This window comes from Vibrio sp. 10N.222.52.C3, from assembly GCF_041474195.1.
GTDB lineage: Bacteria > Pseudomonadota > Gammaproteobacteria > Enterobacterales > Vibrionaceae > Vibrio > Vibrio crassostreae_C.
The window spans coordinates 24,911-37,325 of sequence record NZ_JBFRTQ010000032.1; the positions used below are offsets into that span (position 1 = coordinate 24,911).

Genomic DNA, 12,415 nt, shown 5'->3' on the forward strand with positions numbered 1-12,415 from the left:
CCTCTAGGTAATTATTCGGGAACTCATTGATTTTAAAGCGACAACATGAGGTAACACCCATAATTAGAAAAGATCGATGTTCCTTTGACGCTCTACGAAAGATAATTGGTGCTTATCTCAAATTACACTCTTATAATGATTGTGTTATCAATATGTTCGATAATCATGGATGTAAGTCTTGGACAAAAATCAGTACCTTCTTGAAACAGAATTAGAAAAACTCAAAACTCGTGTCGACTCTGAGCCATCGGTGATCCTAGAGATTGCCCAACAGTGCCTAGTCCGATCAGAGCAAGTTCTGTTTGAAGAGGGTGCCATCCAGTCATTAATGTTAATGGCAAGATGTAGCTGGAACCTGATGGATTACCAAAAAGGTTTAAAATACATCAAGGAAGCCTACAAGCGCCAAAGCCGATTAGATACCGACCTTTTTCTCCCTGAAATCCTCCATTTACACGCGCTCCAGTTCTGGGGACAAGCCAAGTACTATTCCGCCCAACAGTTCTGGATCAATGCTTTAGAGCAGTCCGCGTTGGTTGATGAAGTCGAAATTCAAATTGAATGCCTCATTGGCCTTGGCAATATTTGGCGGATGACCCACGAATATAAACTTGCACGTTCTACCCACCAGCTTGCCGTTAAAGTTGCTAACAACAGCCGCATTGGTTGGTTAGAGGGTAAAGCCAGAATACTGCTTGCGTGGGATTACTACCTGCTCAACAACTATGTTGAAATGCTGTCGGTATTGGACGGTGCAGAAGAAGCATTAAAAGACCATAAAGATAACACTTGGCATGCAGAGGTATGGGACTTTCGAGGCCTTGCCCTACTTGGTCTTGAACGCTTAGATGACGCGGAGCGCGCCACGGCCAAAGCGCACAATCTGGCAGTTGAACACAACCTAGTTTGGATGAAGGCGCACTCATACATCAGCCGAGCTAGATTGGAGCTCCTGAGAAAAAGACCAGAACAAGCGGCGGAATTACTGAGGCTCGCAGAACAATCCGCAAACGAGTTCGATAATGGCGAGTTGCTGAGCCAAATCTGTTACCAACAATCCTTGGTGGCGGAAGAAAACCAAGACTTCCAAGCCGCGCTCGTCGCCTTTAAAAAGTACCGTCAATATTCTATCGGCATGCTCAAAGAGCAAACGACACGTGTCGGTTTGGACAAAGCACGCAGTTCAAAACGCCAACTTGAACAGAGAGCACGAAAACTGATTAATCGTATTCGCGGTCAGCACGAGTACGATCCTGAAAAGCACCTCTCTTACGTTGTCTCTGAAACCTTTTGGTGGGAAAAGTTGGTGCTGTTCAAGACAGAGCTTAAACGTTCAAACCACAGCATTATTATGTTCCATCATGTCGATACTGATTACTTAGATGTCTGTACCGAGATTGCTCATGCTTTATGTAACCAGAATGACTTCATCGCAAGGCTAAGTTCTGAACGTGTGGCCCTTATGCTTTCCGAAAAAGGCGAAGCCGCAGAGCAAACCTTCCAAACTCTCAGCACCATGCTTGATATCTATCCATGGCATAGAAAAGGACTAAAGGGTTCGAAACCAAGCGTCAGCCTCAATGATATTTTGACGTTCCCGTTCACGCTTGAACAACTCGAAGAAGACGATGCTGAGGTAATAGAATAATGGAAACTCTATTAAGCAAGATCACAGACGCCGGTTTAGACCCTTCATCAGTATCAGGTGAAGAAGCGATCATCTTCTGGAACCACATTCGTCAGCACGTTTCGACAACGCAAACAGAGCAAGCGCACTGCTATATCATTAGCTCTGAATACCGTGCCGAGTTACAACAAAATCAAACCAGTATCGAAGAGTTGAGACGAGCACTCGATCTGCTCCACCTTCCTGCCGATATCGAAGATATTCTGACAGTCAAAACCAGTTTAAGTGACCGCTTAGTTGAAACTGGTGATTACACCTCAGCACTCAATGAATTCGTCAGTTCATCGACTATCGCGGTTGAACACGGTCATATCGATGAGTATGTATTAGCTATTTTAGGCATGGGCAACCTGTGTGATTCCTATGGCGATCACAACAGAGCACTTCGTTACTACCAAAAAATCAGCAGCATAGACCATGCGATAAGCAGTCGCTCACTTCGCCTCAAATTCAAGCTGCATATGGTAGCAAGCCTACTTCTACTCAATCGCATTACAGCAGCCAGCGATTTACTGAATGAGTGCGAAGAACTGAGTATTTTGGTCAGTGACAAGTTGCTCACAGCTCAAATACTGCTTTACCAAGCAAAGGTGCTGCGCGCTAAGAAAAAACACCATGAAGCGCTACGCTGTCTGTCTAAGGTTCAATACCCAGCCAACAGCACTCAAGCAAGCTGGCTTGCAACCATGACTCGTCTAGAGCTCTCACATTGCCTAAGTGCAACCGGCAAGCAAGACTACGCGAGCATGATTTTGTCGAGCACAGACAAACGCGTGAAAGCCTACTCGTCGCCAGTACTTGCAAAACGATTCTACGATTCGCTGAGTGATGTGTGTATGAATCAAGGGCGTTTTCGAGAAGCGCTAAGCTATGAGAAAAAAGGCTACCGAATTGAAACCGATCTGATGAAGCAGATCCCGATCAGTGAACTCGGTGCAAGCCAACTACGCCGCCTGTCCCGTTTTGAATTACAACTCAAACTCATTCTCTCTGAACAAGAAAACAAAGAGCTGAAAGAGACAACGGAACAACACAAGAATGCGGTTGCTCAGCTTCAACAAGACGTATTCACCGATCCATTGACAGGGTTACACAACCGTCGCTGGTTAGATGTGAAATTGAAAGACATGCTGTTGCACGATACCTCTTTCGCACTGATGGTTATTGATATTGACCACTTCAAGTCTATCAATGATGAACTGAGTCACTTAGTGGGCGATAAAGCGATTGTTAGTGTGTCTCAAGAGCTACGTTCATACTTTAAGTTTAGAGGCGCGTCATGTGTCAGATTTGGTGGAGAAGAGTTCCTCGTCATTCTAGAGAACACTGATCTTCCGAAGGCAGAAATGCACTCTGAAAATTATCGAGAGCGCATCTTCCAATTTGGATGGCATGAAATACTTGGGGAGCGTGGTTTAACCGTGAGTATTGGTATCACTTTGCATCGTGACGGAGAGAATACTCAACGCACCTTCTACCGTGCGGATAAAGCGCTATACCGAGCTAAAGCCAACGGCCGTAATCAAGTGTGTACAGAGTAGTGGCATATAGCTCTGTAGCTTAGGCCAACTGCTTATTGATAAAAGAACAGAGAAATACCAGCAAGGGCGGCAAGTGTGCCTATGATACTTTGCTTTGACACCTTCTCCCCTTTCAGCGCATAAATCACCAAAATAAAGACCGGGCTGGTCGCTATCAACGTTTGTGCAATCGCAGGGTTAGCATTCTTCAACGCCACTTGTTGAAGCCATAGAGCGAGAAACGTCCCGACAAAGATTGCTCCTAGTAACCACAGTTTATCGAGCTTGGTCATTTCCCATAAATCTCTTTTTATCGATGAATACGGCTTCTTTTCAACGAAAGGGATAATCAGCATCACAGCAAACACGCCAATCGTCAGGCGAATCAAAGCACCTAACAATGGTGGGATATCACCCGCCACTAACGCGTAATGAGAAATAACCACACCAGATGCCTGACAGACACTCGCCACAAGCCCATAACCAATGCCACCCCACTGCGCTTTGTTATTCGATTCACCGCTCGCCGATTTTGATGGCTGGAAGACAACGAAGGTCACCGCTAGTGTTGTAATCACGACACCGAGCCAACTTTGCACTGTCAATACAGCGCCCAGGAACATTAATGCCAGCACACCAGAAAGAGGCGGGGCTAAAGATTCCAGTAACAGCGTCTTATTGGCACCGATTCTTTTCAACGCCGCAAAATAGGCGCTATCTCCAATCGCAATGCCAATCACACCTGAAATTGCCAATATCAGAAAATGGTTGGTACTCAGTTCAAACTCCGGCATCGGAATAAGAGGCATCACCAGCAACATCATCCCTGACGCCACTATACCCTTAACAATGTTCAATTGCATCGCAGAGAAGCGATGACCAAACTGTCCATAAATCCATGTCGCACACGCCCACACAATCGCAGCACCAATAGCCGCCAATTCACCTATATACATCCGTGTTTATCCTTTGTGGTTGTGCACGTCATTTAGAATCGTAGCTGTCATCATTTCAGCTAAAATACCAACCAGAAAGCCGAAATAGCCTCTTCAAACGCGATGAGATTTTATAAGATTCGTCAATAGTTTTGCTCACATTAGAAGCGAACACTCATTATTTATAACTCAGTAAATCATTTTTATAACAATTACTTGGATGATAACGTACTATATTTATAACTAACATCTAACATTACAAGGATCTGTTATGTTTTTAGACTACTTTGCACTCGGCTTACTCATTTTCGTTGCTCTAGTCATCTTTTACGGCATCATCGTTATTCACGATATCCCTTATGAAATAGCCAAAGAACGTAATCATCCTCACCAAGACGCAATTCACGTCTCAGGCTGGGTTAGCCTATTCACTTTGCACACAATTTGGCCCTTTCTATGGATTTGGGCAACATTATGGCGGAAAGACCGAGGCTGGGGCTTCGAAAAACTCGAAGAAGAGCAGCACGATATTCATCACCGAGTGGATGTTTTAATCGATCAAGTTAGCACCCTTCAAGAAGAGATCGCACAGCTCAAACAAGCAAATACTAAACAAAGCAGCACAAAAAAAGAGTCAAACAACGTTCAAGATCAGGAGGCTAAGTAATGGATTTACTACTGATAATGACCTACGCGGCACTTTGTATCACTATTTTCAAAGTATTTAATATCCCACTAAACAAATGGACAGTGCCTACCGCAGTGCTCGGTGGTGTGGTCATCGTAGGAACATTGATCCTATTAATGAACTACAACCATCCTTTCACACAACTTGGCAACCAAGTTTACTCAACGACTCCAATTGTTTCAGGCGTTAGAGGTAAAGTCATTGAGGTTCCTGTTGAGGCGAATTCTCCTTTAAAGAAAGGAGACATCCTCTTTAAAATTGACCCTATCCCTTTTGAAGCAGAAGTCGCTAAGCTCGAAGCGAAAGTAAAAGAAGCAAGCCAAGGAGCACTTGGGCTTGAATCTCAAGTTGCTGAAGCTGAAGCAGCTAAAATCAAAGCGATTGCAGAAAGAGACAAAGCGCAACGCGAATTTTCTCGTTATAAGCGTGGCTTTGAAAGTGGTGCGTTTACCGAACAACAATTGGATACTCGTAGACAAGCTTATAAGGCATCGGAAGCAGCAGTAAAAGTAGCAGAAGCAAGTCAACAACAAGCTCAGATCGCTCTAAATTCTGAAATTGGTGGCGAGAACACCGCAGTGGCAGGATTACTTGCAGACTTACGTAAGGCTCAATTCAACCTTGACCAAACGGTCGTGAGAGCACCAACGGATGGATATGTTACACAACTAGCACTGCGTCCAGGCGTAATGGCTGTACCGCTACCTCTTGCTCCTGTCATGACATTTGTCCATACGGAAGAAAAATACTACATCGCAGCATTCAGACAAAACTCATTGCAACGACTGCATCCTGGTTTCGAAGCTGAATTTTTATTCAGAGCACTACCAGGCAAGATTTTCAAAGGACGCATTGATGAAATAATCCCAGCTATTGGTGAGAGTCAAATTCAAGCGCGCGGGACACTTATTGGTACCAATGCACTTCGTACTAATGGACGCGTATTTGCTAAAATGACCATCACTGATGACCTGTCTGACTACCATTTACCTATGGGTACCGCGGTTGAAGTTGCCGTTTATTCTGACAGCTTCACCCACGTTTCAATCATGCGCAAGGTCCTTATTCGCATGAAGAGTTGGCAAAACTATCTATACCTAGACCACTAAACGGTCAAAGGTACGTGACGAACCCGCTTAACACATTGTTAAGACGAATGAAAAAGTCAGACTCGCTCTGGCTTTTTTGTTGCTGGATTAACCGTAAAATTACGCTTTTTACACGATATTTAGGTGTTCAGATGGAATTTTAGACATCTAGACACTTACCTTCCCTTATGGAAGGGTTCTACTGTATAATGCGCGCCTTATTTTTTATATTTGCCCAAAAAACGTTCTCATTGAGACGCATATTAATAATGGCGAATATTTATTCTTTATTTTGCTTTATTTTTCAGAATTCGAGGTTATCTATGAACTTTTCAGCTAAAACAGTGGTCGTTATCGCCATTGGCGCGGCACTGTACGGCATTGGTGGTTTACCTATGTTTGGTGTCCCAGTGTTTGCTAACACGACATTGAAACCAGCAATGGCAGTTCTAGCACTGTTTTCTGTTTTGTTCGGCCCTATTGTTGGCTTCTTAGTTGGCTTTATCGGTCACTGGGTAACGGATCTGTTCGCAGGCTGGGGTGTGTGGTTAACTTGGGTTTTAGGCTCAGGTATCGTAGGCATGGTTATCGGCTTATTCCCGATGTTGACCAAGAACCGCCTTCAGCAAGGTGAGTTGCCTATGAAGGACTTCGCGCTGTTTGTGGTACTTGCCCTTGCCGGTAATGTGGTTGGTTACGGCTGCTCTGCATTCCTAGATACCATCCTTTATGCAGAACCGTTTACTAAAGTCTTCACTCAACTCTCTATCATTGCTGCGGGTAACACCGTTCTGATCGCTGTTGTTGGCTTACTGATCCTAAAATCAGTCGCTAAACGCAACAAACAAAGCCGTAACCTGACTGAGGCATAAGCGATAATGACTATAGCATTTTCGAACTTCTCTTTTAGATATGAGTCGCAGGATAAACCGACGCTAAAAAATATCAATCTAAGGATAGAGAAAGGAGAGAAAATCGTCATTATTGGACCAAGCGGTAGTGGTAAATCTACCCTAGGTCAATGCCTTAACGGTCTGATTCCTCATGCTATCAAAGGTGAGGTGACTGGCTCTCTAGAGATCAACGGTAAGAACATTTCTGATTTTTCTATGCACGACTATACCGAGCAGGTTGGCACAGTATTACAAGATACTGATAGCCAATTTGTCGGTTTGAGTATTGGCGAAGACATCGCATTCGCACTGGAAAATCAGTTAGTGTCGAACATTGATATGTACCCTCTGGTTAAGTCGACAGCAAAAATGGTCGACTTAGCAGATATGCTTGATCGCTCGCCACATGATTTATCCGGCGGCCAGAAACAACGCGTGTCATTAGCGGGCATCTTAGTTGATGACGTTGACATCCTGTTGTTTGATGAACCTTTGGCTAGCCTTGACCCGAAAACGGGTAAAGCGACTATCGAAATCATCGACCAACTTCATAAAGAAACCAACAAGACTATAGTCATCATCGAGCATCGCCTTGAAGATGTACTACATCGCGATATCGATCGAGTGATCTTGATGGAGCGCGGTGAAATTGTCGCGGACATGACACCCGATGAAATCTTAGCTTCTGAACTGCTTGAAACACACGGTATTCGTGAACCACTTTATTTATCTGCTCTGAAGGCAGCGAAAGCACCTTTGACCAGTGAAGATAAGCTATCAAACCTCAAAGCTCTCGATTACAAAAGATTCCGCCCTGCGGTTCAGGCTTGGTTTGCAGAGCGCCCGACTCCAGTTGCCGAGAAGCAGTACCAACCTTTGCTTGAGGTCCACGGCCTGACTTACTCTTACGATGGTGAAAAGAACGCTCTCGAAGATATCAGCTTTAAAATTGGTAAGGGTGAGTTCGTTTCAATCTTAGGCAAAAACGGTTCAGGCAAATCTACCATCACTAAACTCATCATGGGTGTGATCGATGCCGATTCAGGCTCTTCCTATCTAAATGGTGAAGACCTATCTGAGCTTTCTATCTTTGAAAGAAGCCAGAAAGTCGGTGTCGTGATGCAGAACCCAAATCATATGATCTCTCATCATATGATTTTTGATGAAGTTGCATTCGGTCTGCGTAATCGTGGGGTTGCAGAGCAGGAAATCAAAGAGAAGGTGGAAAACGTTCTTGAGCTGTGTGGCTTGAGCAAGTTCCGCCACTGGCCAATCGAAGCGCTAAGCTACGGTCAGAAAAAACGCGTAACGATCGCTTCTATCTTAGTATTGGAGCCAGAGCTTCTGATCTTGGATGAACCAACAGCGGGTCAAGATTACCGCAACTACACCTCAATGCTGGCGTTTATCCAAAAGCTTAACCGCGATTTGGGTATTACCGTTGTGATCATCTCACACGACATGCACCTCGTTCTCGAGTACACCACACGTTCAATCGTAATCGCAGACAGCAAGTTGATTGCCAATGCCGCGATGACGGAAGTATTTAGCCAACCATCACTTCTAGAACGTGCAAATCTTTGTACCACCAGCATTTATGAACTCGCGACTATGATGAAAATCGACGACACCAATGCGTTTATGCAGTACTTCATCGACTACGAGAGAAGCGCTCAATGAACGCATCAAAAGTAAAATTCGGCATCAATTACATTGATACAAAATCACCGCTTCATGCACTTAACGGCATCACCAAATTTGCGCTCTTCTTAGCTTGGGTAACCGTGGTATTGACTACGTTCGACCTAAGATTGATTACGCTGCTTATTGTGACTGGTTTATACCTGCTAAAGCTCACCAATGTGCCTGTACGCGTATATAAGCCTCTGTTATTGGGTACGGCGAGTGTATTGAGCCTAAATGCTTTGTTCATGTATCTGCTGGCTCCACAGCAAGGTACTGAGCTCATCGGCAGCAAAACCTTATTGCTGACATTGCCGGGTAACTACTCGTTGAGCCAAGAGACTCTGTTTTACTTGGTTACTGTGACGCTCAAATACATGAGCATGTTCCCGATAGCGTTGATTTTTGTCTTCACAACGCATCCGACTGAGTTTGCAGCTAGCCTCAACCGTATCGGTGTTCCTTACAAGATCGCCTATGCGGTCAGCTTAACACTGCGTTACTTGCCAGAAGTTAAGAAAGACTTCATCAATATCATGCATGCTCAACAGGCTCGTGGTGTAGAGCTCTCAAAGAAAGCGCCTCTAATTACTCGAATCAAAAATGTGGCTAAGGTTCTAGGCCCGCTCATTTTCTCTAGCTTGGACCGAGCAGACGAGATCTCTAACGCAATGACGTTACGAGGTTTTGGCCGACACAAAGCTCGCACTTGGTATAGCTATGCACCTTTGAAACGTATCGACTTTGTTTGTTTAGGTGTCATCGCTTTTATCGTGGTGTTAGCCATTGCGAAACGCATTCTAGAGCCGCAGTTATTTTGGTATCCGTTCTAGTCATCTGAATTAGCATAGATAAACAAAGACTTTAAATAACACACCGCTCAATAGGGCGGTGTTTTTGTTTATGCCAAAATCTGATTGATAATTGAACCAATGACACAATACTGACTATATTTAACGATAAATTGACCAGTTATTTACCCTTGGAGTTTGAGATTTAATTCATAAGCTCTTAATATACTCTTTTACAGAATGTTACAATCAATAGAGATTTGTAATGGCTCGAATTACTCAAGTACAGAAACTAGAAAATCAAAAGCACTACGATGAGATCGTACTAAACCTTTTTCTGGCTGAAGGACATGAAGCACTAACTTATGCAAGGATTGCTCAAGAAATTGGCATTAGTTTGACGACGCTTCAGGGCTATTATCCATCGACCCGCGCTATCCGATCAGCGTTACACCAACACATGCTATCAATTGTTATAGAGAATCTAGAGTTCTCATCGGAAGAAGTATTCATTCAATCTTGGCAAAACGCTCTAGATAATGATCAATTTCGATTCGTGATCAAATTGATGTTTTTCCATGCCTCCCAGGTCAAGAGCCCTGAACAGTTTAACATCAGTTCAGATGGTCAATTCCGCGAGATAATGTTTAATAGCTTTGGGCTTGATTCCGTTCGAATCCTTGAGACTGTCGTAGGACGTTCAATGTTCTATCTCACGAACTTCAAGCAGCATTAGACCAAACGTTATAAATACAAAAATGGGAGCCTTTCGGCTCCCATTTTCTTTTTAGTTATCGCTTACTTCAACTAATAGACCTAATTTAGCTTGTAAAAAACGGTCGATAACGGCGGCAAACGCAGCTCAATCGATGTGTCTAGCCCTTCGCTTTCTACAGATTCAATCTCAGCAGTCTGCTTCACTTCAAAACCGCTGCCTGCATAGTCGACAGAGTCTGTATTCAACAACAATGCGTATTCACCTTTTGCAGGAACACCTAAGCGGAAATGCTCGTGAGGCACTGGCGTAAAGTTAGACACTATCAATACTCGCTCACCAGATTCACTGATGCGCTCGTGCGCAAGAATGCTCGCTTCAGCAGAGTCCTGTAGACGCCATTCAAAGCCTTTCGGATCAAAATCAAGATCGTGCATTGCAGCTTCAGAGCGGTACAGATTGTTCAGGTCTTTCGTTAAACGCTGAACACCTTGATGACGCTCGTAATCCAGCAAAAACCATTGCAGCTGGTCGTCATGGTTCCATTCAGCCGTCTGACCAAATTCTGCACCCATGAAGTTCAGCTTCTTACCTGGTTGCGCATACATGTAACCCATATAAGCACGTAGGTTTGCCGTTTGCTGCCATTCATCACCAGGCATCTTGTTGTGGATAGAACCTTTACCGTAAACCACCTCATCGTGAGACAGAGACAATACATAATTCTCACTGTGTGCGTAAACCAGTGGGAAGGTAATCGTATCGTGGTGATATTTACGGTTGATTGGGTCTTCTTGAATGTAAGACAAGCTGTCGTGCATCCAACCCATGTTCCACTTAAAGCCAAAGCCTAAGCCGCCCATAAAAGTCGGTGCTGAAACACCAGGGAAAGCCGTTGATTCTTCAGCAATCGTCATCGCATTCGGGAAGTGTTTATACACTTCTTCGTTCATCCACTTAAGGGTTGCGATAGCGTCGTAGTTTTCGTTGCCGCCATCCGCATTCGGGATCCATTGGTCATGGCTACGCGAATAGTCGAGGTACAACATCGAAGCAACCGCATCAACACGGATGCCATCGATATGGAATTGTTCGAACCAGTAAAGAGCGTTTGCTACCAAGAAACGACGAACATGCTCTTTGCCTAAATCGTAAATGTACGAGTTCCAGTCTTGATGCCAACCACGACGTGGATCTGGATCATGGAACAATGGCGTACCATCGAAGTTTGCTAGGCCGTGATCATCACTTGGGAAGTGAGCAGGAACCCAGTCCAGAACAACGCCAAGACCCGCTTGGTGACATTGATCGACGAAGTATTTGAAATCATCTGGAGAGCCAAAACGGCTAGTCGGTGCAAAAAGACCAACAGGCTGATAGCCCCAAGAACCGTAGAATGGATGTTCTGAAACTGGCATTAGTTCAACGTGCGTGTAGCCAAGATCCGTTAGGTATGGGATCAGCTCTGCCGCAAGCTCGCGATAATTTAAGAATTCACCTTCAGCGTTACGCTTCCAAGAACCTGCATGCAATTCATAGAACGAAAGCGCTTCTTTGCGCTTTTGCGTTACCGGGCGATTTTGCCATTGAGTATCTTGCCACTGGTAACGAGCGTGATCGTAAGTTACAGATGAGAACGATGGGTATTGCTCAGAGTAGAAACCCCATGGGTCAGCTTTGTGTGGTAAGCCTTCGCCATTTGGTCCTTTTAATTCAAACTTGTATTGAGCGCCTTCTTCCAGTTCAGGAATGAATAAGCCCCACATACCGTAATCTAGGCGTTGCATTGGGTGGCGGCGACCATCCCAAGCGTTGAAGTTACCCACCAAGCTTGCCGCAGTTGCATGCGGTGCGTACACCAAGAAACGCGTACCTGAAATCGTCTGTCCATCACGCTCTAGCGAAATAAACTGAGCCCCCATGTGATGATACATATCTTTCGGTGTATGAAGATCTTCATAACTCGCATATAGATCGTGGTACTGATACGGATCATCAATGATCTGTTCTACGCCAGCCCAATCAACCGCAAGCTTATAGTGAGTGAAACGTAAGTCTCTCTCTTGCTTAAGAATGAAACCACTTTCACCCTCTCGCGCTAACTCAATACGAGGTTCCTTTCCAACAATCAACTCGACTTTATCTGCCCCAGGAATCCACACACGTAATGCACCTTGCTCAGAAGGTAGGTATGGCCCTAAAAACGCGAATGGGTCTGTGAAACAAGCCTGTGATAGTTGGGTATATATTTGTTTTTGCTTTGAAATCGAACTTAGTTCCAAAACGTTTCTCCCTAACCAAACATCCAAAAAACATAATACAAAAATGCCCGCTATTAGTGCGGGCAATATAACGACGGTTTATTCTACCAGATGAGCATTCATTATTGAGTGACCGAGGTTGTAGTTTCGTACG

General features: G+C 44.5%; 10 protein-coding genes. 8 read left to right on the plus strand and 2 right to left on the minus strand.

What is annotated here, in order from left to right; all coding sequences use genetic code 11:
• Positions 1-178: 178 nt before the first annotated feature.
• On the plus strand, positions 179-1,648 hold the full coding sequence (locus tag AB4517_RS05675) for a hypothetical protein (RefSeq protein WP_019821666.1): 1,470 nt from the start codon (positions 179-181) through the stop codon (positions 1,646-1,648).
• Positions 1,648-3,228: a diguanylate cyclase domain-containing protein gene (locus tag AB4517_RS05680; protein WP_372148034.1), complete on the plus strand. Its 1,581-nt coding sequence runs from the start codon at positions 1,648-1,650 to the stop codon at positions 3,226-3,228. Before AB4517_RS05675 ends, AB4517_RS05680 begins: the two co-directional genes overlap by 1 nt.
• Positions 3,229-3,260: 32 nt before the next feature.
• Here the strand turns inward: AB4517_RS05680 and AB4517_RS05685 are convergent, their stop codons facing one another.
• Positions 3,261-4,163, minus strand: coding sequence for a DMT family transporter (locus tag AB4517_RS05685; RefSeq protein WP_372131756.1), 903 nt, complete (start codon positions 4,161-4,163; stop codon positions 3,261-3,263).
• 250 nt (positions 4,164-4,413) lie between these two features.
• Between AB4517_RS05685 and AB4517_RS05690 the strand changes: the two genes are divergently transcribed.
• The 6 genes from AB4517_RS05690 to AB4517_RS05715 all read left to right on the plus strand — a co-directional run bounded on the left by AB4517_RS05690 (position 4,414) and on the right by AB4517_RS05715 (position 10,021).
• Positions 4,414-4,809 carry a DUF3302 domain-containing protein gene (locus AB4517_RS05690; RefSeq protein WP_017061875.1) on the plus strand — a complete coding sequence of 132 codons (396 nt, stop codon included), beginning with the start codon at positions 4,414-4,416 and terminating at the stop codon, positions 4,807-4,809.
• Positions 4,809-5,939: an HlyD family secretion protein gene (locus AB4517_RS05695; RefSeq protein ID WP_017061874.1), complete on the plus strand. Its 1,131-nt coding sequence runs from the start codon at positions 4,809-4,811 to the stop codon at positions 5,937-5,939. The genes AB4517_RS05690 and AB4517_RS05695 overlap by 1 nt, the downstream gene beginning before the upstream one ends.
• Before the next feature lie 302 nt (positions 5,940-6,241).
• Entirely contained in the window at positions 6,242-6,790 is a 549-nt protein-coding gene (locus tag AB4517_RS05700) for an ECF-type riboflavin transporter substrate-binding protein (protein ID WP_017066579.1), read from the plus strand.
• A gap of 6 nt (positions 6,791-6,796) precedes the next feature.
• The gene (locus AB4517_RS05705; protein WP_372148035.1) at positions 6,797-8,491 is read left to right on the plus strand and encodes an ABC transporter ATP-binding protein; all 1,695 of its coding nucleotides are present in this window, start codon (positions 6,797-6,799) and stop codon (positions 8,489-8,491) included.
• Positions 8,488-9,327 carry an energy-coupling factor transporter transmembrane protein EcfT gene (locus AB4517_RS05710; protein ID WP_372098644.1) on the plus strand — a complete coding sequence of 280 codons (840 nt, stop codon included), beginning with the start codon at positions 8,488-8,490 and terminating at the stop codon, positions 9,325-9,327. Before AB4517_RS05705 ends, AB4517_RS05710 begins: the two co-directional genes overlap by 4 nt.
• Positions 9,328-9,550: 223 nt before the next feature.
• Positions 9,551-10,021, plus strand: coding sequence for a TetR/AcrR family transcriptional regulator (locus tag AB4517_RS05715; RefSeq protein ID WP_017072409.1), 471 nt, complete (start codon positions 9,551-9,553; stop codon positions 10,019-10,021).
• Positions 10,022-10,101: 80 nt separating this feature from the next.
• Here AB4517_RS05715 and glgB read toward each other — a convergent pair whose 3' ends face one another.
• On the minus strand, positions 10,102-12,282 hold the full coding sequence (gene glgB / locus AB4517_RS05720; RefSeq protein ID WP_372148036.1) for a 1,4-alpha-glucan branching protein GlgB: 2,181 nt from the start codon (positions 12,280-12,282) through the stop codon (positions 10,102-10,104).
• Positions 12,283-12,415 lie beyond the last annotated feature (133 nt).

Coding starts and splice junctions, on each gene's coding strand:
- AB4517_RS05680 (WP_372148034.1), top strand. CDS start 1,648: ATGGAAACTCTATTAAGCAAGATCACAGACGCCGGTTTAGACCCTTCA.
- AB4517_RS05690 (WP_017061875.1), top strand. CDS start 4,414: ATGTTTTTAGACTACTTTGCACTCGGCTTACTCATTTTCGTTGCTCTA.
- AB4517_RS05715 (WP_017072409.1), top strand. CDS start 9,551: ATGGCTCGAATTACTCAAGTACAGAAACTAGAAAATCAAAAGCACTAC.
- AB4517_RS05700 (WP_017066579.1), top strand. CDS start 6,242: ATGAACTTTTCAGCTAAAACAGTGGTCGTTATCGCCATTGGCGCGGCA.
- AB4517_RS05695 (WP_017061874.1), top strand. CDS start 4,809: ATGGATTTACTACTGATAATGACCTACGCGGCACTTTGTATCACTATT.
- AB4517_RS05685 (WP_372131756.1), bottom strand. CDS start 4,163: ATGTATATAGGTGAATTGGCGGCTATTGGTGCTGCGATTGTGTGGGCG.
- AB4517_RS05705 (WP_372148035.1), top strand. CDS start 6,797: ATGACTATAGCATTTTCGAACTTCTCTTTTAGATATGAGTCGCAGGAT.
- AB4517_RS05710 (WP_372098644.1), top strand. CDS start 8,488: ATGAACGCATCAAAAGTAAAATTCGGCATCAATTACATTGATACAAAA.